Annotated in this window: 23 protein-coding genes and 1 other RNA gene; 20 read left to right on the top strand and 4 right to left on the bottom strand. The window is 34.3% G+C overall.

Going from position 1 to position 20,380, the window contains the following annotated elements:
- Positions 1-95: 95 nt before the first annotated feature.
- Together ACEPSS_RS05620 and ACEPSS_RS05625 are read left to right on the top strand one after the other, a co-directional pair.
- Positions 96-1,580 carry an FGGY-family carbohydrate kinase gene (locus tag ACEPSS_RS05620; RefSeq protein WP_395318162.1) on the top strand — a complete coding sequence of 495 codons (1,485 nt, stop codon included), beginning with the start codon at positions 96-98 and terminating at the stop codon, positions 1,578-1,580.
- 841 nt (positions 1,581-2,421) lie between these two features.
- The gene (locus ACEPSS_RS05625; RefSeq protein ID WP_395318164.1) at positions 2,422-2,595 is read left to right on the top strand and encodes a hypothetical protein; all 174 of its coding nucleotides are present in this window, start codon (positions 2,422-2,424) and stop codon (positions 2,593-2,595) included.
- A 751-nt stretch (positions 2,596-3,346) separates the two neighbouring features.
- Here the strand turns inward: ACEPSS_RS05625 and ACEPSS_RS05630 are convergent.
- Both ACEPSS_RS05630 and ACEPSS_RS05635 read right to left on the bottom strand, forming a co-directional pair.
- Complete coding sequence (locus tag ACEPSS_RS05630; RefSeq protein ID WP_395318165.1) at positions 3,347-4,492, bottom strand: tyrosine-type recombinase/integrase; 1,146 nt, start codon at positions 4,490-4,492, stop codon at positions 3,347-3,349.
- 464 nt (positions 4,493-4,956) lie between these two features.
- On the bottom strand, positions 4,957-5,835 hold the full coding sequence (locus tag ACEPSS_RS05635; protein WP_395318167.1) for a helix-turn-helix domain-containing protein: 879 nt from the start codon (positions 5,833-5,835) through the stop codon (positions 4,957-4,959).
- Positions 5,836-6,007: 172 nt separating this feature from the next.
- Between ACEPSS_RS05635 and ACEPSS_RS05640 the strand changes: the two genes are divergently transcribed.
- The 16 genes from ACEPSS_RS05640 (at position 6,008) to ACEPSS_RS05715 (ending at position 15,478) form a co-directional block, all read left to right on the top strand.
- Entirely contained in the window at positions 6,008-6,187 is a 180-nt protein-coding gene (locus tag ACEPSS_RS05640) for a hypothetical protein (RefSeq protein WP_395318169.1), read from the top strand.
- A 15-nt stretch (positions 6,188-6,202) separates the two neighbouring features.
- On the top strand, positions 6,203-6,490 hold the full coding sequence (locus ACEPSS_RS05645; RefSeq protein WP_395318171.1) for a hypothetical protein: 288 nt from the start codon (positions 6,203-6,205) through the stop codon (positions 6,488-6,490).
- A gap of 257 nt (positions 6,491-6,747) precedes the next feature.
- Entirely contained in the window at positions 6,748-6,930 is a 183-nt protein-coding gene (locus tag ACEPSS_RS05650) for a hypothetical protein (RefSeq protein WP_395318172.1), read from the top strand.
- 22 nt (positions 6,931-6,952) lie between these two features.
- Positions 6,953-7,159, top strand: coding sequence for a hypothetical protein (locus tag ACEPSS_RS05655; protein ID WP_395318174.1), 207 nt, complete (start codon positions 6,953-6,955; stop codon positions 7,157-7,159).
- A 2-nt stretch (positions 7,160-7,161) separates the two neighbouring features.
- Positions 7,162-7,449 carry a hypothetical protein gene (locus tag ACEPSS_RS05660; protein WP_395318176.1) on the top strand — a complete coding sequence of 96 codons (288 nt, stop codon included), beginning with the start codon at positions 7,162-7,164 and terminating at the stop codon, positions 7,447-7,449.
- Positions 7,440-8,084 carry a Rha family transcriptional regulator gene (locus tag ACEPSS_RS05665; protein ID WP_395318178.1) on the top strand — a complete coding sequence of 215 codons (645 nt, stop codon included), beginning with the start codon at positions 7,440-7,442 and terminating at the stop codon, positions 8,082-8,084. The genes ACEPSS_RS05660 and ACEPSS_RS05665 overlap by 10 nt, the downstream gene beginning before the upstream one ends.
- A 13-nt stretch (positions 8,085-8,097) precedes the next feature.
- On the top strand, positions 8,098-8,373 hold the full coding sequence (locus ACEPSS_RS05670; RefSeq protein ID WP_395318180.1) for a hypothetical protein: 276 nt from the start codon (positions 8,098-8,100) through the stop codon (positions 8,371-8,373).
- Positions 8,363-8,959 carry a hypothetical protein gene (locus ACEPSS_RS05675; protein WP_395318182.1) on the top strand — a complete coding sequence of 199 codons (597 nt, stop codon included), beginning with the start codon at positions 8,363-8,365 and terminating at the stop codon, positions 8,957-8,959. Before ACEPSS_RS05670 ends, ACEPSS_RS05675 begins: the two co-directional genes overlap by 11 nt.
- 176 nt (positions 8,960-9,135) lie before the next feature.
- Entirely contained in the window at positions 9,136-9,345 is a 210-nt protein-coding gene (locus tag ACEPSS_RS05680) for a hypothetical protein (protein ID WP_395318184.1), read from the top strand.
- An 83-nt stretch (positions 9,346-9,428) separates the two neighbouring features.
- Positions 9,429-9,731, top strand: a complete 303-nt coding sequence (locus ACEPSS_RS05685) for a hypothetical protein (RefSeq protein ID WP_395318185.1) — start codon at positions 9,429-9,431, stop codon at positions 9,729-9,731.
- A gap of 9 nt (positions 9,732-9,740) precedes the next feature.
- Positions 9,741-10,514: a bifunctional DNA primase/polymerase gene (locus ACEPSS_RS05690; protein WP_395318187.1), complete on the top strand. Its 774-nt coding sequence runs from the start codon at positions 9,741-9,743 to the stop codon at positions 10,512-10,514.
- A complete protein-coding gene (locus tag ACEPSS_RS05695; RefSeq protein ID WP_395318189.1) occupies positions 10,495-12,117 on the top strand; it encodes a DNA primase family protein in 1,623 nt (540 codons plus the stop codon). The genes ACEPSS_RS05690 and ACEPSS_RS05695 overlap by 20 nt, the downstream gene beginning before the upstream one ends.
- Before the next feature lie 306 nt (positions 12,118-12,423).
- Positions 12,424-13,182 carry a terminase small subunit gene (locus ACEPSS_RS05700; RefSeq protein ID WP_395318190.1) on the top strand — a complete coding sequence of 253 codons (759 nt, stop codon included), beginning with the start codon at positions 12,424-12,426 and terminating at the stop codon, positions 13,180-13,182.
- 79 nt (positions 13,183-13,261) lie between these two features.
- On the top strand, positions 13,262-13,636 hold the full coding sequence (locus tag ACEPSS_RS05705; RefSeq protein ID WP_395318192.1) for a DUF1492 domain-containing protein: 375 nt from the start codon (positions 13,262-13,264) through the stop codon (positions 13,634-13,636).
- Between the two features lie 329 nt (positions 13,637-13,965).
- A complete protein-coding gene (locus ACEPSS_RS05710) occupies positions 13,966-14,382 on the top strand; it encodes an ArpU family phage packaging/lysis transcriptional regulator (RefSeq protein ID WP_395318194.1) in 417 nt (138 codons plus the stop codon).
- A gap of 823 nt (positions 14,383-15,205) precedes the next feature.
- Positions 15,206-15,478: a hypothetical protein gene (locus tag ACEPSS_RS05715; RefSeq protein WP_395318196.1), complete on the top strand. Its 273-nt coding sequence runs from the start codon at positions 15,206-15,208 to the stop codon at positions 15,476-15,478.
- 1,423 nt (positions 15,479-16,901) lie between these two features.
- Here ACEPSS_RS05715 and ssrA read toward each other — a convergent pair.
- Together ssrA and ACEPSS_RS05725 are read right to left on the bottom strand one after the other, a co-directional pair.
- Positions 16,902-17,270: a transfer-messenger RNA gene (gene ssrA, locus ACEPSS_RS05720) on the bottom strand.
- 34 nt (positions 17,271-17,304) lie between these two features.
- On the bottom strand, positions 17,305-18,078 hold the full coding sequence (locus ACEPSS_RS05725; protein ID WP_395318197.1) for a Cof-type HAD-IIB family hydrolase: 774 nt from the start codon (positions 18,076-18,078) through the stop codon (positions 17,305-17,307).
- A gap of 116 nt (positions 18,079-18,194) precedes the next feature.
- Here ACEPSS_RS05725 and ACEPSS_RS05730 point away from each other — a divergent pair, with 116 nt between their 5' ends.
- Together ACEPSS_RS05730 and ACEPSS_RS05735 are read left to right on the top strand one after the other, a co-directional pair.
- On the top strand, positions 18,195-19,370 hold the full coding sequence (locus tag ACEPSS_RS05730; RefSeq protein ID WP_395318199.1) for a class I SAM-dependent methyltransferase: 1,176 nt from the start codon (positions 18,195-18,197) through the stop codon (positions 19,368-19,370).
- Positions 19,371-19,491: 121 nt separating this feature from the next.
- Entirely contained in the window at positions 19,492-20,376 is an 885-nt protein-coding gene (locus tag ACEPSS_RS05735) for an ROK family protein (RefSeq protein ID WP_395318201.1), read from the top strand.
- Positions 20,377-20,380 lie beyond the last annotated feature (4 nt).

Below are 20,380 nucleotides of genomic sequence, written 5' to 3' on the forward strand. Positions count from 1 at the left end.
ATAAATTGATTTAGTTGACTTAATGTTAAAAAAAGTTAAACTTGTTGTGAATTAATCAACAAATTCCATTAAATAAAAAATAGGGGAAATATAAATTGGAAAAATATATTATTGGTATTGATATTGGAACCTCAAGTACAAAGGGACTATTAATAACTACTGATGGAAAAATTATTAAACAGAATAAGGTTTCTTATTCAATTAATACACCACAAGAAACTTGGGCTGAGGGTAATGCAGGAGATTGGTTATCAGCAGTTTGTTCCGTAATTAAATCACTTTCCCAAGATATTGATGCATCTAATTTAATTGGAATTGGATTAGACGGTCTATATGGTGGCTCAGGAATACCTGTTGATGAAAATAATAATGTTTTAGGCCCAGCGTTAATTTGGATGGATAGACGGGCAACGAAACAAACACAACAAGTATATAAGTTGTTGGATAAAAAAGAACTTATGGATATTACTGGAAACTTAGCTGATCCATATTATGGATATACAAAAATTATGTGGATTAAGGAAAATCTTCCTCATTTATACGAAAAAACATCTAAGTTTTTGCCACCAGAAACTTATATAATTAAGGAATTAACTGGTGAAGAAAGTATCAATTATTCTGCAGCAGGAAATTTAGGTGGGATTTTTAATCTTAATACCGATAAATGGGATTTATCTCTATCTAATAAACTTGGAATTGACTTAAATAAACTTCCGCAAAAATTAATTGAAAGTACGAAAATAGCTGGTAAAGTTTCTTCAAAGTGGGCGGAAAAATTAGGAATAAATGCTGGAACTCCAATGTTTAATACTGGAGTTGATGTTGGCCCAGCAACCATTGGAACTGGTGTTTTTGGACCGGATGATGTAACTATTGCAATTGGTACATCTATGAATGCTGCTTTGGTAACGAAAAAGCCGCTTTTAAATCGTAATTTAATAATTTGGCCATATTCCTATAAGCCGATGGAATATTACTATAATTTTGCTGGAGCAAATACAGCTGGTGCAATAGTAGCATGGTTTATTAAGGAATTTTCTAATAAAGATACAAAAGAGATGGATAGATTAACTGCTGATATTCCAATCGGAAGCAATGGGATAACTGTTTTACCATATTTTATGGGAGAAAGAAGTCCATTATGGGATTCAGATATTAGAGGTACTATTCTTGGACTATCATTAAATACTTCAAAATTAGATATCTATAATGCATTTCAAGAAGCAATTGCATTTTCTGTAAGACAAAGTATTGAACAATTTGGTGAAAATATTGGTGATTCAATTACAGTTGTAGGTGGGGTAAGTAGTTCATCCAAAATGTTACATTTAATTTCAGATATAACTGGAAAAACAGTAAATACAACGAAATCTGGTGGGGAAGCAGATTTAGGTAGTGCGATTTTAGCCGGAATTGGAAAAAAAGTATTATCACTAAATGAGGCCAAAAACTGGTCTAAAATAAACGAAAGGATTAAACCAAATTTAGAAAAGCATATACTATATAATCGTTATTATCAAAAATATAAAGAAGCATATAAATTTGTAAAGCCATATTATCAAGGATTTAATAACCTTTAGTCATATATGATGTAATAATTATAATATTACTAGTGGTAACTTCTATATTTATCTTGACTCAAAGCGGCTGCTGTCTTAATGCACTTTTACAGCAGTAGTTATACCCATGTTTAAAAGTAAATCATTAGTAATTGAATGTAATTACAAGTAAATATATAATTAGCAATGCAAATTGGAATTGATGAATATTTAACTGGACATGGATACCACGGCATCCATTGATATATGTATATAAACTATAGATTAAATAAAAACGAGTACTAATTAAAGTACTCGCTTATAACTGCTATTTAAATTTCTTTAAAACAACAGCAACGATCAACCCGCTAATTATTTGCGAGATGACCGCATTAAAAATGGTTTGTAGGTAAGCCATAGGAAGTTGCCCTCCTTACATTCTTGTTATTTTCGCTGATTAGACGAATTTATAACACAAGAACTTTTTAAGTATATCAATATTGTTAAGTTGTTGACAATGACATAAAAATTAATATACTAATAGTTGTAGGTGAGACATCGGAAGTTGTCTCTTTGTACGCTGATTACGTACTATATAAATGCAAATAAAGCCCACTGCCATAATTGGTAGTAGGCTTTTTGTTTTAAATATAAACATATAACGGCTTTTGCTAAAGTTAGTTATCAAATATCAATAGCAATCTTTACATTTTGGCTATTTTGTTTAGATTGGTCGCTATCAAATGTAACCCTAATATAAAAAGTGTTGATATATCAATGTTTGCAACCATGATTAAAAGTAAAATCATTAGTAATTGAAAGTAAATATACAATGGTTGTATTACTAGGTAAGCTTTTTATTATATTTAAGGGAGTGAATAACATGGCAGATAAAAAACATAAGCCCCACTCAGGGGACAAGTGGAAGTACCACGACGGCGACGCGATAGTAGTAAAGCCTGGTATTGATAAACTAACAACAGAACAACAGGCGGGATATGATGCTGTTGTGAAAGCGGCTAGGGAAAGTATCAAAAGAAATAAACACCAACAATAATTTTAGGTGTTTTTATTTTGCGATTAATTAGATAAAATGCATATTTTTTACGCTTTAATTTTGAAACGGAATGAAACGAGTTTCACTTTAAACGTTTCAAAAAATGCAACATCGTTGCAACCTTTTTGCGTCCGTGGTTGCATTAATGTTGCACCTTTCTAATAGGCACCGAAAGCCTTTGGCTAACCATTATCAACCCTAAGATAAAAACTACTTGTAAAAAAGTATACATAAACTTATCAAAACCTAACTAATTAATGGCTGATATTGATAAACCTAATATAAAAATGCTGAAGCATGACCTAAAAAGTGATTTAACCAAGGAAAAACCAACGTTAAACACGGTAAGAGTTAATAAGGACATCCGTATACTTATATTTGCTATGGTTGCGGATGATATAATAAAAAACACCACTAAATTAATAGTGATATTCTTAACGCCAACCCCAAAAGCTAAACTAAATTATTTATATATTATGTGTGAGCAGTTCAGTATATCTGAATTGCTTTTTTTGTTGTAAAAGTGAATGCCATTTCTTAACTTTATGTGAATATGAAGAAAAATAAAAAGCTTGATATATCAACGGTTTGACCGCTAATGATACCAAGCAATTTATAAAAAATGGAGTCGGCGGGTATCGAATACAACAATTATATAAATACCGTCGTTACGCCATCCGTAGGGCTTTTGCTGTCATTTATTTTTTGAGTGAATACGTTATTGAATACGTTTTATTCTAGATTGGGAATTTTAGCCATCCATTGCATCGCTGAAGATTTGGCTAGTTTTACGGCGGTCATCTTCCGAGATGTGAGTATAGACTTGAAGTGTGGTTTTTACGTCGTCGTGTCCTAATCTGTCTTGAACTTCCTTAACAGAAGCCCCGTTACTTGCCAATATAGTTGCGTGGGTGTGTCTGAAGCCGTGAATAGTAATCTTTGCTAGTCCGTTCTTTTCAATGATTGCATTTAACCACTTGAGCGGGGTATTCAATGATTTAAGTTTATTCTTACTATTGGAAAAAACTAACTGCGATTTATTCATAGTATTAAAGCCATACATCATATATAGCTTTTTTTGAGCTACACGCCAATTCTTTAAGTACTTCATGGTTATTTTATCCATTGTGATTGTACGATAGCCCGCATTAGTCTTTGTACGTTGGATGATTTGCTTACCGCCATAACCTTGAGCAACTGTTTTATTGATATCTATGGTTGATTTACTGAAATTGATATCTTGCCATTTTAAGGCTAACAGTTCGCCCCGTCGCATACCAGAATAGGCGAGAACCCTAAACAATGTATATTTTTCTAGTTCCTTATCGGGATCAATGCAATTCATGAACTTATTTAATTGGTTGATATCCCAAAAGTTAATTTTCTTTTTACCGTATTTCTGTTGCTTTCTAGGAATTGTAACCATTGAACAAGGGTTTTCAGTGATGATCTTTGTTTTGATTGCGTACTTGAATACCAAGCCCGTATAGTTAAACCACTTCTTATAATTGCGGTCGGTTATCTTGTACCATTTGTTAATAGCCCTTTGAACATCACTAGTAGTAATAGTGTTTATACGTTTATCCCCGAAAGCCTTTAAAATGTGATTGTTAAACATTCCAGCAGTTCGGGCGATCGTGCTTTCTCGTACTGTTAATTTATAAGATTCGTACCAATCTTTATATACTTCTTTAAAAGTCCTATTTTGGGGCTTTTTTTGTTTGCCATTAATAAAATCTAGTTTAGCTTGAATGCTAGCGTTTTTAGCTTGTGTCTTAGTTTTGAAACCTCGTAAGGTTGTACGTTTATCTCTTCCAGTTTGTGGGTCTTTGCCTAGATACACTTGAATTTTATAAAATTTGTTACCTTTTTTGTCTACATATTGAGAAATTGCCATTGTCTTCATCCTCCTACAACAACCGTGGGGGCGATTATGTATAAAAAGCATTTGAGAGAAGTTGCAAATCTAGGGCTAACATTTAACATATTGGCGGGATGACTTGCTATGACTGGCTTTGTAGACGTTAGCCCTTTGAAACAAGCACTAACATTGGAACGCAAGGACTAACATTTTAAATTATAAAAAACTGGTTGGGGGAAGTTGTAAAAAAAGTAGTTACAAGTTACAAAACATCCGCAACCGTTGATATTACTAGGCTTAGGCGTGTAATTGGTTGTTAAAAAGTAGTTACAGAACTCTCAAAGTAGTTACAAAAATCATGATAAAAATAAAAAAGCGTAGACGACCAAAAAAAGCGGTAACTGGTAACACGATGACCGTAACCGTTGGTATTACTGGGTTTAAGTGCGTTACCAGAATTTTAAAACTGGTAACAACGGTAAAAGGGGTAACAAGATTATTTAATTTTTAAAAATATCCTTATAAACATCTTTTATATCAAAAAAGTTAATACCTTTGTACTTATTATCATTATTTATTTTATTTAATTCTTCATCCATTTTAATAGAGGCTATATTTAAGTTTTCGTTTCCGGTAAGAAAATTATAAAAGTAATAGTGATCTTTATCGGCAGTGGTTGGTTTTTTATTTGATCCATCTTTATTTAGATGGCTTTCTAATTCATTTACACCCGCCGCATCGTTTCCAAGTGGGAAATTGTACGCTTCATAGTCGTAAAGTTGGGGAAATAATAAATCAGGTTTTTTAGAAAATATGGAATTTAAAAGGTTTAAAATTTCATACTTAAAATTACCATCAATAGAATTCATAAAATCATTATCAGAATTTAAAGTATTTTCAAAGTTTGGAATTTTCGGGAAATTATCATAAAAATCAGTTAAATATTTTTCACTAGATACAATAGCCATCATTTGTAAGCTGCCAATATCTTTCATTGTTGCAAAAGAAAAATAAGCGCCTTTCTGCATTGTGCTATCGTTACTAGTTTCTTTTTTATAACCAATTAAAACTAAAGGAACATTAGAATTTTCTATAAATAAATTCAATATATAAAATTTGTCGCCTTTTTTGTTGTTTGATTTATTAATTGTAAATAAATCATGACTCGTTATTTTTTGTGAAAAATAAAAAACAGAGCTAAACGGAAGGTTTAAACCTTTACATATCCTATAAAGTGAACTGATCTTTGTTTCTTCTGGGACAACGTCGCTACTTATAATTTTAGTTAATGTTGGCCTAGAGATGCCTATTTCATTTGAAAATTTATTTATAGATACTTTTTTATCTTCAACTATCTTTTTTAAATTTGAATTTAACATAAAAACCGCCTTTCTTATTGTTGTTATCATATCATTTGTAAAAATTAAAAACAACAACACAACTTGTTGCAAAAACTAAATACATAAGTTATATTTATTGTGTTGAAAAAATAAATTCAACATTTTAGATTATTGTAAAAATTAAATGCAATCTAGAGGGGGGTACTATTTTATGCAAAATTTAGATATCAGAAAAAAGATTGCTGATAACCGTTTAAAAAATTGGGAAGTTGCCAATAAGGTCGGCATTACTGACGGGCGTTTTAGCGTTTGGTTACGTACACCGCTAAGAGAAGACCGTAAAAAGCGTGTGCTAGATGCAATCAACGAATTGACTAAACAAGAAGTATAGAAAGGGCTGAAAGCAATGGAAGCACAAACACAGACACCGCCATTCAACATTATTTTAAATATTGATGATGCGGATGATTTAAAAATCAAACTTACTGCATTGGTTAGTGAAGCAGTTGAAACTGCTAAGCGTAATACTACCAGTGAGAAAGAATATCTCAAAGGCAAAAAAGCAATGCGGGAATACTTAGGCAACATCTCAGAAGCTAAATTCAACGAGCTACACGTTCCAATGAAAGACCTTTCGGGCGTTTACGTCATTAGAAAGCGTGATCTAGATAAATTCATAGCAGACAACTTTTAAAAGCTAAAAATCAACCGTGGGGGCTGATTATTGCAACAAAAAACAGGACGTTTAAAACGACCTGTATTGATAACAAACATATTAAGTTTTAGGAGAGTGAATAACTATGGCATATGTAACATTTGAGCAAGTCTTTTGCTTCTTAACTGGGGCATTTCTAGGGTTTCTAGTAATGTATGACATCCAAGAAAGTAAACGCAAGAGAGAAGCACAGGAACGCAGAAATAGAAGAAACCACTTTAAACGGGAGATATAAGATGTTTGATAGATTTGAAGCCAAAAATATTGCTGAAGCAACAGAGAAATTTAACAACTGGTTGGCTAAAAGTGAAACGCCAATCATCGTTAAACATCTAAATATCAGAGTAACCGAATGTAACGCAGTTGTAAGTATCGAATATGGGTTCGTTGCAACTGATGAGATGCTATATATTCCCTAAGCATGAAAGGAATGGGCTAACAATGATAATGGAATTTAAAGCTACAACGCTAGGCGGAGTGAACAACAGTATTAGCGAATGGCTAGCCGAACAAGGCAGATTAAATAATCATATCGCGATCAATGGAATTGAAACAAAGAAGATTAATGGCGGTTGGTCGACATCCGTTAACTTTGAAACTATCAACGAGTTTGAACTAATCAAATCAAGTCAAATAATCGGGGGCTAACAATGGAATTACAAACATTCACAACATCGGCAGAATTGGCTAAAAGAGCCGACGTATCAACTGAATACCTTAACGGGTTGATTGATGAATACACTGGAAGCCTTAGCAAATATGGCGGTTTGAAGTTCAAGACATCCGCTGACGGCAGTATAAGCTGCTTTAGCCTAAATGAACCGCAAGCCATGCTAATTGTGCTACTGATGAAGAATACAACAAAATCAATGGATCTAAAGCAAGAGTTTATAAAAAAGATGCACGACATGAGAAAGGAGCAAGAACAATGGAATTAGTTAAATTGTCAGACCAAAGTATAAACGGAGTACCTTATACAACGGCGGATATTATCGCAAGCTATGCCCAAGTTTCGCATAAACATATAAATAGCATGATTAATAAATATAAAGATAGATTGGAACGCAAGAGCAAACTGCTTTTTAAAAAAGAAGTTTCAGGAGCCAACCCTAAAAAAATCTATATGTTATCAGAACGCCAAGCGACACTATTAATAACTTTTTTAAAAAATACCGAACGGGTGGCAGACTTTAAAGAAAAACTAGTTGATAGCTTTTTTAAAGTTAGGATCCAACAAAATCAAAGAAAAATGATTTATGACTTCAGCAAAGACATCAGCAAGCAACTAGGCGACGCCATTAAAAACAATGTAGAAGTTAATAAATTTACTTATGCCAACTTTAATAAGCTAGTTTACAAGTCAGCCATTGGGATCAGTACCAATCAGTTAAGAAAACGGCGGAATATCCCCAACAATGCCGAAATATCAACATATCTTGATATTGAAGAATTCAAAAAAGTAAACAATGCAAAAGTGAAACTAGTTGGGTTACTTAATCAGAATTTGAGTTATCAAGAGATTAAAGAGCGGATGACTCCGAAAGTCATTAATTTAGATACGGTTTTGAGTTGAAAGGTTGCTTGTTATGAAACTAACGGAAATTAAAGAAGTTAAGAAAATGTTTAGGCGTGCGATGTGCGACCAAGGGTTAACGATTGATGACATTTCAGCAATTACAGGAGTTAGCACAAATAACATTAAAGGCATTATTAGGGGCGATTGTGAGCTTATCCGTACTGATGATTATGTAAAAGTAGTGTTTTTGCTATTCAAGAGCTATCAAATGCGGGAAATGGCACAAATTTATAACCAGTATGCCGACTATGTAGAAAAATGGGAGAGTGAACGCTATGGCAACTAGTACATTATTTAAAAAATTAGATAGCAACAGAACCACCTACGTAAACGCTGACGAATTAGGCGAAGAAGTGGGACTTAACCATTCTATGGTTAATCAAGTAATCAGACGTAACAAGTCAGAGCTTGAGAACGTGAGCCGTGAAAAGTTGAACTATCGACGGGGAAAGAATGGGGCTAAAATCTTTCTTCTAAATCAACCCCAAGCAGTCTTAGCTACTGTGTTTATGCGGTCAAATAGCGTTGTAAAAAAGTTCAGTACCGACTTAGTTAAAAGTACCTACGAAGTACCCAAGATTGAAGAAGACGAAGAGACAAAGCAAATAAGCAAAACTTTAAGAAGTGAGATTAAGAAGCACGATCAAGAACGGCACTACAAAAAGTATTTTGATTTATCTTATAAGGCATCACTCGGGAAATCTGCCAAGCAATTACGGGAGCAGCTTAATATTCCTAACGGTAAAGTAGTAACTTTGTTTCTATCTGCGGATGACGTGAAGCGAGTTAATAAAGCAAGAACTGCTATTATCCACGAGTTAAGAAACGGTGGAAAGTTTAGCAATATCGCAATTAAGTTGCTGACAAGATAAAAAATATCACTGGAACGGATGAATAAAATTGGAAAAAAGCGTAAAAAAATAGTCCCGTTAACTTTGGCGGTTAAGGACTACTTCAACATATTAAGTTAAATAAGCTCGTGAACGACAAGCTTTTTCTATATTATACCAAAAAATCGCCATTAAATAAATAAAAGGACGGTAACCCAATGAAGAAAGATGTATCAATTTATGAAATGATGAACGGCTTGAAGAAAATGGATAAAGAAGTATTTAAGTATCTATGTAAAGTTAATGAAATTGTTGAAAAGAATGACACTTATTATATTTGGTGTTGGGGCTCTATTTATATGCCCTTAACAAGTGATGACTTTACCGAGTTTTTAAGTGAATTCAATGACGAGCTAGCGGACGAGTAAAAACGCCCTTAAATTCACTTATTGCACACTATAAAAGAAAAAATAACTAACTACTTGAACTTAACTAATAGGAGATTTTAAAAATGACAAACGAAAACACACAACTAAACGCAATCTTAAAAATGAACGAACAAATCGGCGACGATATCGACGTAATCGGATCACTCGCTAAGTTGGGAATTGATAGCCTTGATAAAGCGATGAATAACGACGATACAAGCGGTTTATACGATGTTGCTAATCTACTAAATGTTATTTTAAGTAAGTCCCTAGATGATGAAAAGGCTTCTGTTGATTTGGGTTGTGATATCGAAGACCTATTCAAGAGCAACAAAACCAACGCTAAGCATTCAACCAACGGACGTGTAGGCGTATTAAACAAATAGGGTGTCATTATGGGAATTGATGAACTAACAAAGTATGGCTTTGAAGTATTCCCCGTAAATGGAAAGCGACCACTCGCAGAACACGGCTATAAGTCAGCTACTAAAGATTTATTAAAGGTTTGGGAGTGGGAGAGCCGTTTTCCCAAGTGTAGTTGGGGCTTTAGATTGGATAGCAAGCAATTAATAGTGATTGATGTTGATAATCATGGGAACAATGACGGCAACCGTTCCATTAAGGCAAATTTTACGGATGAACAACGGGAATTTCTTAAAACTTGTGTATATGAGAAGACTCCGAACAACGGTTATCATTTCTTTTTAAGATTGCCCGACTTATTCGCCAAAAACCTAAAAGCAACCTACCAACCTTTTAAAGGCGTCGAGATCAAAACTGTATGTATCAATTACTACGATAACATCCGTAATGGTTCACTTCTAAGCGTCCCAGTTGCCCCAGATTGGGCGTTAAAGCTCCTAAAAGATGAACGCAAGAATAACTATTCGACTAATGCAATTAAAGCCACAGGCCAAAAGCGAATAGCTAGCTACTGGGTTAAAAAGCTCGATGAACTAATGCAAGGAACAAGCCAAGGCAATCGCAATAATTGGCTAACTAGAGTATGCGGGACGTGGTTAAATAGTGGTCTAGATGCCAATTCAGTATTCAAATTGCTACAATTCGCCAACATGAACCTAACAAAGCCGCTAAATGAGAAAGAAGTAAAATCAGTGTTTTATTCTGTGTATAGAAAGGACGCCAACAATGACAAACAAGCTAATTAATTTAAAAGATGACCAACGAGGGCAAGAGATTATAAAAAAAGAGCAAGCTGCCAAAGTGAGCCAAGCCCTTGAGTTACGAAACAAGAAAGATTTCAAGACATCCGCAGAATTATATAAATGTTTGGAAGAAGACGCAAGTTTAACAAGAGAAGAACGAGCCGACCGAATTAATCAGCGTACGGCTGAAAGAATGAGCAAGCCTGTTAATGAACTAACTGAAAGTGAGAAGAAAGACCCTAGCACTATCAAGCTATCAAGTAATGACGCCGTCAACATTCTAGAACGGCATTTATATTTTGGGCTATTCAGTGAAGAAGAGAGCGCTCGTGTGGCATTCTATGACCCGATAGCGGGAATTTACAGCTACAACTTTTTACAACTGCGTACGATCATACGGCAAGTGTTACCGACAATGACAGATGGCGGATGTAATAACGTAATTTCATTGCTAACCACCAACGCATACAAGCGGGGCATTAAGTCGATTAATACTGATAAAAATTTGATAGCGGTTAATAATGGAATGTATGACCTGAAGCAAGGTAAATTGTTACCATTTAGCCATAAATACTATATCAAGAGCAAAATATACACGAATTACAACAAGGACGCCAAAGCTCCCAATATAAACGGGTGGAACGTTGAAAAGTGGTTCGATGATTTGGCTTGTGGGGATAAACAAATAGTCAACGCATTTTGGCAGGTCATCCGTGATGTAGTTAATGCTAATTTTACTCACAGAACGGCTATCTTCTTAAAAGGTAATCTACAAGGAAATAACGGAAAAGGGACTTTTCAAAGCCTACTACAAAATCTTGTGGGTAAAGGTAACTACTCAACTTTAAAATTAATGCAATTTGCGGGAGAGTTCTCACTATCTACGGCGGTAGATAAGGCTTTATTAATTGGAGATGATAACCCCAAAGCGATTGCGATTAAAGATAATAGCAATTTTAACAGTGTTGTAAGTGGTGATAGTATTCTAGTAAACCCCAAGGGAGTTGCGGCTTATCCGTACACGTTCACTTGCTCGGTTATCCAATCATTTAACGAATTGCCTTATTTTGTGAGTACTGGGGGGCTTTCTCGACGTGTGTTAATCATTCCATTTAATGCAACCTTTACACCAGACGGAACAAATAAAGATAACTGGAAGATTAAGGATGACTACATCAAACGCCCCGAAGTACTGGAGTATATCCTAAAAGAAGCGTTGGAAATACCCGGGTTTACTAATTTTGATATTCCAGACGCTTCAAGAGCTGCCAAAGATGAATATACGGCAGAACTAGACCCAACGGCTGAATTTATTAATTCATTCTTTACTAAAGATAATTTTAACGTTATCCCTACTAAATGGGCATATGCTGCTTATAAGAAATGGAGAGAAGAAAACGGGTTCGACGAACGAAACAATTTAACGCAGATTAGACTTAATAAGAGAGTTGCGAAACAATTTTCAAACTTAGATATTAAGTCCAATCGTTTAACTTTCGATGATGTGGAAATGATTAAACAGATACCACAAGAAAACGAGTTCAATTTTGGGTTAGATTTACCGAAAGAGAAAAAAGTATATAAATGTTTTACGTGGGTAGATTAATAATATTAGAAAGTAGTTACAAAATGCCTTTAAATGCTGATATATCAATGCTTATACTGTAACTACTTTCTTAAAAGGAGTTACAAAACAATTTAAGTTGTAACTACTTTGGTAACACTTGTAACCCTTTTTTTACAACTAGTTACACGTATAAACCCAATGATACCAGTGCTTACAAGAACTTTGTAACTTGTAACTACTTTTTTTCTAACTTCTCCCAACTGCATAAATAAAAGGGATAATGTAGCCAAGATTTTAACGGTTAATTATCCCTTTTGCTATATCTGAATAAAGAAAGGGGCATCAATGGATAAATACGAGAAAGCTAAACAAGAATATATGGCGGGCAAGTCTTACGAAGAAATAGGGCGGATGTTTGGAGTAACTGCTTCAACTGTCAGAAGTTGGAAAGCTAGAAAGCACTGGGGCAATTCCAAGAGTACGGCTCGGGTTCGTAAAACAAGGCAGTTATTAGATCATGACATAAAGCATAATCAAACCATGACCGAGAAACAAAAGCTATTTTGTATGTATTACATCCAATCATTTAACGCTACGCAGTCGTATATTAAGGTGTATCACTGCAAATATGGAACTGCTAGGGTTGAGAGTCATAGAATGCTAAACATGCCCAAGATTAAGGCAGTCGTTAGCAAGCATAAAGCAAGGTACTTTAATGATTTAATACTTGATACATTAGATTTGATTAGGGAAGATTTAAAGATAGCATTTTCAGATATTGGGGATGTTGTCGACTGGGAAGCCCACCAAGTACCGTTAGTAGATGAGAACGGAGAAGTTAAGACTGATACTAATGGTAATGTGATATACGACCGTGTAACTGATATACATTTAAAGGACTCGGGAAGTGTCGACACAAGCACGCTTGATAAAGTTATCAGCAGTGATGACACAATCAAAGTAAAGTTAAAAAGTAGCGACAGAGCCAAAGAACGGTTATACAAATACTTAACTGCTTTAAATGATGATAGCGAGACATCCGCAATAGATAGAATGCTAGACGCCATAACTCAAGGTAGCGAAGACAACGACCGTAAAGAATAGCTATTTTTGCTATAATTAGAATAAAAGAATTAAGGTACATCTGTTTTAGTAACGGATGTACTTTTTAATTGGTGGCACGATGAGAACTGACAGAGAAGCATATAAAGAGATCAAGGGAATTTTTGAAGATTACGCTATTTTTAGAGTGAGAGCCAAGAATATTGCTAATTGTATTAGTGATGTTAGGAATGATAGCAGTTATACAATGATATTTGATGAAAATGAGTTAATCGAAGCTAGAAATAACTGTATTTCAGAGATTGAGAAAGTTAATTCAGCTTTAAAGTCAGTCAATGCCCTTGATAATCGATTATATGAACTACTGAAGCTCGTTTATCTTAATGGCAGCAATAAGAATGCTATGGATCAGCTGAATTTAAGTGTTGCCCATTATTACCGACTTAAAAAACAAGCTATCAACTTATTTTTAGATTGTTATGTAACGAATGCCTAACGTTGCATTTATGTTGCACTTTGAAACGCAACACTGTTGCAAGCGTTGCATTATCTTAATTGCTATTGATAAATGGCGTAATATCAAGGGTTGCACGTTGTTAAATGTTGCAACAGTTCCCCCTAGCAAAGTATAAAGTTTTTAATTATTTTATTAGAGTACAAATGACGTACTAGCCTTAATATTCAGTAGGTAGCTTAGCCATATTCATAAGATAACTGTTAAATTGATATCTTATATATTGATTAGTCAAAGTGGCTTAAATGGGAAAATAAGGGCTAATAATAGCATCCGTAAATTAAGAATATTTATATAGATTGGTGGTTAATATGGTTAGTTACTTTGAAAGCATCGACGACAAAAAGACAATAAAAAATGTACGTGATTATCTTGATACTAACTTTAGAAAGTTAATGGATATCTGCGGAATTTCAGCAAGTCAGTTACAATCGCCAACCATATCAGATATGCCATTTAGCAAAGGTGTTGGCAACAGTAGCGAAGATAGAGTAATCAAACTAATGAAGTATAGGGAAACGTTAAAATTCCTTGTACAGGTTCTCAAGGGCTTTGATGGGGATGAAACGCATATCCTTTTTAATTGTTATGTGAATGGCTTTAGTGCCATAAAGATTATGCAATTAGAAAACGTTTCATCAGCCCAGTATTACCGATTGAAAAATAAAGAACTGTTAAAATTTGCTGATAGAGCTTTGAGCTTGATTGATTTACATGTTTACAAGTAAAAGGGGGTAGCAATTCGCGATACCCTAAGTAATGACTGATGAGCTGAGACGGTAAAACACCGCCTTAGGTCAAAAGCTGATGCACTGGATCAGTGCGTTAGATTTCGGATGACTTTATTAATAAGGGGGTGGCGTTTTACCACTCCCCTAAATATGTATAGAAAACGTATAGCAAAACTAGAGAGAAACTAGAGAGAAAATCCTTTAAACCAGTATCAGAGTATTAATTTGATTAGAAATGTAGAGCAAATGGCTGGGGTTGTATTTTGCGACCTTAGGTTATACCTAGTAGCCAAGTTGGTACTCAAGCTAGTAACCAAGTTAAAATAACGTTATAATTTCAAAAGTTCCTTATGTATCGGGACGTAAAGAGTCCGCTTCCTTAACTGGTGGTGGGCTTTTTGTTTTTATTCGTTTCAAATGAAACGTAAAGCGAAACGAATGGCATTATTTGCTAAAGCTGATTATCAAATATCCATAGCAATCTTTACATTTTGGCTATTTTGTTTAAATTGGGAGTTATCAAACATAAATCAAATATAAAAAGTGTTGATATAACAACGTTTATAAGCAAAATCAAACAAATATCAAACATAAATTATAAGAGAGCTGAATTTTCAGCCGTCAAAAGTAAATTAAAAGTAACCTGTATGTATTGGTGTTGCTATATCAGCATTTGCAACCATGATTAAAAGTAAAATCACTAGTAATTGAAAGTAACCACAAGTAAATATATAACTAGCAATGCAAATGGTAATCGATGCCTATTTAACAAATAATGGTATTATAGTGGTATTAAATCGCGGAAAGTTGGTAATTAAAGATGAAAACTTCTGAAATGTCAGGTAATGCAATTAGCACTTTAGATACATTTATATTTAGCCAAAAAAAAGGAAATACAATATTAAGTGATGATGAATTGGAAACCTTATATAAAATTATAATTCCTAATTTTAGTTTTCCTGGTGATGATAAATTTTGTGTGGATTTATTGACAAGTGAAGAAATTAAAGTCGTTGATAAATTAAAAGATGAATTTGTTGAAAAATATGGGAAAACATTTAATATATCTAACCTTGAATGGGACAAGTTATAACTTGTTCTTTTTTTATGCCCTAATTTAGCCATTCATACAACCCAAGTAGCCGAATTGCTATGATCGTTGTAATTCTTATGGCATCCGTTGATAACTTCCATTCATAGCCATATGAGTAATGTATAAACTGATAATCAAGCATAGCGGATGCTATTAATTCACTGCGCAAAATATCGCAGTCAAAATAATCAGAGTTAAAACTTGTCAAAACCTTACATAATGCCCAAAAATGTTACTACTTTATCTAATTCCCCTACAAAAAATAATATATATATAAAAGGGGTTATATAAGAATGGGGCAGATTGGGCAGATATTAAAAGGTTGATGCTTTGGTTATTGTTTCAGACAAGAGCGAATGTTTTGGCTATCCTTTCAAAGGATAACGGACTTTCTAAATCGTTTTGGTCGATTTAGAGAATTTAAATGGGTCGCCGTTTTGATGATCCCTTTAGCAGATATGGCTAAATCCATTTGGTGGATTTAGAAACTTATCAAAACCCAACATAAAACCGCTACAGCGTGGAAAAAATGACCTAAGAAGTGATTTAACTACGTAAAAACCTACATCAAACGTTGTAATAGATAAATTTAGGCTTTTTGACTGCATGATTTCGTGCGGTCGGTAGTTCATCCGTTTAGCTTTGCTTATTGGGCATTGAGAGCCGTTTAAAAAAACAAGTGATTTAAAATAACCTGTTTTATAAGACACGTTGGCTAGCAATCAAAACAAATCAATATGGTTGATGTGTATTTCTGATGATTTGAGAAACGTTTAAACATATCCTTTTAAAAGATGTGTTTTTTAGTGTGATGATAACTATCAAAACAAATCACTACGTGTGATGTGAAAACAAGTCAATATGGTTGATTTGTTTTTCTATGATGATTTGGCTATTGATTATGTATGACTGGTTAAGGTCAACGTTATTGACCTAAAATTAATCAGTTGGTTAAGGTCGTTTGGGACGACCCTAAATGATTTAATTGTTTCGTAGTCACTGACAGTGACCGCGGATGACAAAACAACTCACGGCCGAAAATTCGGCAGTGAAAAAGATGAGCGAAGTTTTACGCTAATCTCAATACTTAACTAATTGTATTAATTACTTTCGTGGTCAATTAAATTGACTACGGATGATATATAAGTATTTTCGAAGTCGTCCGCAACGACCACGGATGATGTTTATATGATCGTGGCCAAAATAAAAACACCACTCAATTAAGAATGATGTTTTGCATATCGCCCCCACGATTATGTAATTATGTTAGTTGCTAAATATGTTGTATAAAATTGAATACGTTTTTGAATACGTTATTGACTACGTTTTAATATGATTATATGGGGGCGTATGAATATCAAGAAATAAAAAAAGCCTATTATATCAACGTTTTAAGCGTTGATGATAACAGACAAGAGCTAAAAAATGGAGTCGGCGGGATTTGAACCCGCGTCCGAGTATGTCGCCACCTGAACGTCTACACTCATAGACTAATCATTTAAGTTTCACTAATCATGACGCCATTAATCAAGGCTAATATGAAAAGCTAATCTGATTATTCTCTTCTTCATACTTCAGATGGGAGTATAAAAGCGTGAGTCCACTTAATTTAGGACCCAAATCTAATCCATGGACAAGATTAGTTGGATCTACGTCGACTACTTATTAGGCAGCTAAGGCGTAAGAATTGTTATTATTTTTTGCAGTTATAATTAAACTGGACGATTTAACGCATCGCAGTACGAAGTGCAGTTCAGGCACGAACCATACCCGTCGAATCCATAACGACCCCGATAGATACACTATTATTATAGCATATCTAATGGTCAAATTAAATCAAAATGACGTAATCCGTTCACAATTCCATGATTTGTATTATCAGTTGTTACAAATTCAGCGTGTTCTTTGACATTATCTAATCCATTTCCCATGACAATTGGATGATCGACATAATCTAACATGGGAATATCATTGTTACCATCACCAAATGCGTAAGTCGGAATTCCTTGTAAATTAGCTTTTTCAATTAACGTTTTAATTCCAGTAGCTTTGGATGCGTTATGATCTACGATATCAATACTGAAGGGTGAGTTACGGAAAAAGGTTAAACGGTCGCCAAATTTATTAATGTATACGTCATCTAAATCGGTGTTAGTTACAAACATCATGTCAATTGGACGATCATGCCAGTATTCGCTTGTCACTAATTGAGGAACGGGTGCATGAACTCGAGCACAAGCATCGAGTAAAAGTTGATCATGAGCAGATGATCCTTTTCCATTTTGATCAAGCATAGTCACGGAATTTCCATGTTGCTTAGCAAATTCGACTAATTCATCAATTGTTTCTGGATTAATAATGCGGTGAAAAAGTTCGTGATTTTCAAACATTCCGTAATCACCGTTGGAAGCAACTACCGTATTAATTTTTGTTTTCTCGAGTGTATCGGGAATTTCGTATAAAGTTCTACCAGTTGCAATCACTGGAAGACCACCATTGGCTCTGATTTCATCCATGGCCTGTGCCACTTCATCATTAACTTTTGAATTAGCATCAAATAGAGTTGAATCTAAATCAAAAAATACTAAATATTTGTACATTAAATAATCCTCGTTTCATTTTTTAAATTAATTATATCATTAGAGTAGACTTCCTACTATTTCGATTCGTTTCCAGTTACAATAGAAGTAACATGTTTTTAGAAAAAGGAGAAATTATGCGAGAAATAGAAATTACCGGATCAGCTGCAAGTAAATTTGAAGGTGGCTATCCACAAATTAGTTTAAAAGATTTAGTTAACGAAGACGATTTTACCAACAATGGTGAATTTGTTGCCTTAATGAAGGGTGGACACTTTGTTGCTAGTGCTTACTTTGCTAAAGAAGGAAACGGGATTGGTTGGATTTTAAGTCGAAAAGAAAACCAAACGATTAATGATAACTTTTTTAGTCGTTTATTTAGCGTCGCTTTTAACAAACGAAACGCCTTACAAGGACTTAGCAGTTCTACATATCGTTTATTTAATGGCCAAGGTGATGGACTTGGTGGAATTACGATTGATAATTATGATGGTGAAATTCTCATTAGTTGGGAAAATGAAGGAACTTACAACCAACGTCGGATGTTAATTTCCGCAATCGTTGATAATTTAGATAGCTACAATAACGTTTACGAAGTTAAGCATTACGAAAATGGTAGTGAAATTCATGCCATTGATGGGATTGCACCAGATCCTCAAGAATTTAAAACCATTGTGGAAAACGGGACGGTTTATCCTATTCATTTACTTGGTTCAAGTAAAACTGGTCTTGATTTGATTTATCGGGATGTTCGGAAACAAGTTAAAAATAATGCCCAATATAAATTAGTTTTAAACTTACTTTTTGATCAAACTGGATTTGTTTCCGCTGCCATCACTGGTGGAAGTACGGAAACGGAAGATGTGGATCAAAGTAAACGTGCTAAGTCAGATTTAGTGGGTGAATTTGTTGCTAACAACATTACGACTGATTCTCAAACGGTTCGTAGCATGGACTTACGTGGATTCTTAGATTATGCAATCAAGCACAACCTTAAATTCGACGTAATTACCATTAATCTTCCCACTTTTATGCGCAGTAAAAAGGGGAACTTTAACATCCGCAAAGATTTGACTAATTTACTTACCCAAGTATTTACTTTAGCTACTAAAGAAGCTGATGTTTTTGTAACCACCCAATCAACAAGCATTAATTTACGTGATTTTAGAAGTGGCATCCAAAAAGCTTTGACTAATTCAAAACACAAATTTAGCGAAAAAGATAGCTTCAAAGTACCTGCTGATTTTCCGTTTGATCGTGAATACACGAAGCAATCACCATTCAAAGCACTTTGGCTTAAATTACAAAAATAAGCAGCTTAGTTTGTGAAAAACATTACTTTTTAAAATCATTACAAAGTAGTTGAAACCGCTTTCATTGAGAGCTATAATGTAGTTAATTAATAAAGTAAGTTTTTCCAAGGAGGAAGAAATTATGCTATATGGAAGTATTGAAGCAGGTGGAACTAAGTTTGTTTGTGCCGTGGGTGATGAAAATTTTAATGTGATTGATCAAACTCAATTTCCTACTACAACGCCAGATGAAACTTTAGCTAAAGTAATTAAATATTTTAAGAAATTTGAGATTGATGCTTTTGGGATTGCTTCATTTGGACCAATTGATGTTGATAAAAACTCCGAAACGTATGGATGGATTATTAAGACTCCTAAAAAGGGTTGGAGTAACATTGATTTCTTAGGCAAGATGAAAGAAAACTTCCACGTTCCCATGTTTTGGACCACTGATGTAAATGGATCTGCTTATGGCGAATACGTAAGCGCTAAGCAAAATGACGAAAATGTAAAATCAGTTGCCTACATTACAATTGGTACTGGAGTTGGAATGGGTGCGGTCATTAACGGTGATTTCTTAGGTGTAATGGGTACTCCTGAATTTGGTCATATCAAAGTAAAACGTCATCGTGATGATTTAGACTTTAAAGGTACTTGTCCTTGGCATGGTGATTGTTTAGAAGGAGTGGCTTCTGGTCCTACCTTTGAAGCTCGTGATGGTATCGAAGGTCGTAAGACCCCAATTAATGATCCCAAATGGAACATTATCGCTTACTATGTCGCTCAAGCAGTTGTAAATTTAACGGTTACTTTTAGACCAAACAAAATCGTTTTAGGTGGTGGAGTTTGTACCCCAGAATTTATTGCTAAGGTCAGAGCACAATTTACTTTATTGTTTAACAATTACCTTAGTGTTGGTTCCCTTGAAAAATACATCACTGCTCCAGAAATTGCTCACAATGGCTCTGCTACTTTTGGGGACTTTGTCCTAGCTAAGAAAGTACTCGATGAAAAAGATAACATTTAATTTA

Origin of the sequence: Fructilactobacillus frigidiflavus (assembly GCF_044054575.1) — a bacterium.
In the GTDB taxonomy this organism is placed as follows: Bacteria; Bacillota; Bacilli; order Lactobacillales; family Lactobacillaceae; genus Fructilactobacillus; species Fructilactobacillus frigidiflavus.

What these genes read in the sequence shown, in the direction of transcription:
- ACEPSS_RS05625 (WP_395318164.1), top strand. Translation starts at nt 2,422, where the DNA reads ATGGCAGATAAAAAACATAAGCCCCACTCAGGGGACAAGTGGAAGTAC.
- ACEPSS_RS05630 (WP_395318165.1), bottom strand. Translation starts at nt 4,492, where the DNA reads ATGGCAATTTCTCAATATGTAGACAAAAAAGGTAACAAATTTTATAAA.
- ACEPSS_RS05635 (WP_395318167.1), bottom strand. Translation starts at nt 5,835, where the DNA reads ATGTTAAATTCAAATTTAAAAAAGATAGTTGAAGATAAAAAAGTATCT.
- ACEPSS_RS05640 (WP_395318169.1), top strand. Translation starts at nt 6,008, where the DNA reads ATGCAAAATTTAGATATCAGAAAAAAGATTGCTGATAACCGTTTAAAA.
- ACEPSS_RS05645 (WP_395318171.1), top strand. Translation starts at nt 6,203, where the DNA reads ATGGAAGCACAAACACAGACACCGCCATTCAACATTATTTTAAATATT.
- ACEPSS_RS05650 (WP_395318172.1), top strand. Translation starts at nt 6,748, where the DNA reads ATGTTTGATAGATTTGAAGCCAAAAATATTGCTGAAGCAACAGAGAAA.
- ACEPSS_RS05655 (WP_395318174.1), top strand. Translation starts at nt 6,953, where the DNA reads ATGATAATGGAATTTAAAGCTACAACGCTAGGCGGAGTGAACAACAGT.
- ACEPSS_RS05660 (WP_395318176.1), top strand. Translation starts at nt 7,162, where the DNA reads ATGGAATTACAAACATTCACAACATCGGCAGAATTGGCTAAAAGAGCC.
- ACEPSS_RS05665 (WP_395318178.1), top strand. Translation starts at nt 7,440, where the DNA reads ATGGAATTAGTTAAATTGTCAGACCAAAGTATAAACGGAGTACCTTAT.
- ACEPSS_RS05670 (WP_395318180.1), top strand. Translation starts at nt 8,098, where the DNA reads ATGAAACTAACGGAAATTAAAGAAGTTAAGAAAATGTTTAGGCGTGCG.
- ACEPSS_RS05675 (WP_395318182.1), top strand. Translation starts at nt 8,363, where the DNA reads ATGGCAACTAGTACATTATTTAAAAAATTAGATAGCAACAGAACCACC.
- ACEPSS_RS05680 (WP_395318184.1), top strand. Translation starts at nt 9,136, where the DNA reads ATGAAGAAAGATGTATCAATTTATGAAATGATGAACGGCTTGAAGAAA.
- ACEPSS_RS05685 (WP_395318185.1), top strand. Translation starts at nt 9,429, where the DNA reads ATGACAAACGAAAACACACAACTAAACGCAATCTTAAAAATGAACGAA.
- ACEPSS_RS05690 (WP_395318187.1), top strand. Translation starts at nt 9,741, where the DNA reads ATGGGAATTGATGAACTAACAAAGTATGGCTTTGAAGTATTCCCCGTA.
- ACEPSS_RS05695 (WP_395318189.1), top strand. Translation starts at nt 10,495, where the DNA reads ATGACAAACAAGCTAATTAATTTAAAAGATGACCAACGAGGGCAAGAG.
- ACEPSS_RS05700 (WP_395318190.1), top strand. Translation starts at nt 12,424, where the DNA reads ATGGATAAATACGAGAAAGCTAAACAAGAATATATGGCGGGCAAGTCT.
- ACEPSS_RS05705 (WP_395318192.1), top strand. Translation starts at nt 13,262, where the DNA reads ATGAGAACTGACAGAGAAGCATATAAAGAGATCAAGGGAATTTTTGAA.
- ACEPSS_RS05710 (WP_395318194.1), top strand. Translation starts at nt 13,966, where the DNA reads ATGGTTAGTTACTTTGAAAGCATCGACGACAAAAAGACAATAAAAAAT.
- ACEPSS_RS05715 (WP_395318196.1), top strand. Translation starts at nt 15,206, where the DNA reads ATGAAAACTTCTGAAATGTCAGGTAATGCAATTAGCACTTTAGATACA.
- ACEPSS_RS05725 (WP_395318197.1), bottom strand. Translation starts at nt 18,078, where the DNA reads ATGTACAAATATTTAGTATTTTTTGATTTAGATTCAACTCTATTTGAT.
- ACEPSS_RS05730 (WP_395318199.1), top strand. Translation starts at nt 18,195, where the DNA reads ATGCGAGAAATAGAAATTACCGGATCAGCTGCAAGTAAATTTGAAGGT.
- ACEPSS_RS05735 (WP_395318201.1), top strand. Translation starts at nt 19,492, where the DNA reads ATGCTATATGGAAGTATTGAAGCAGGTGGAACTAAGTTTGTTTGTGCC.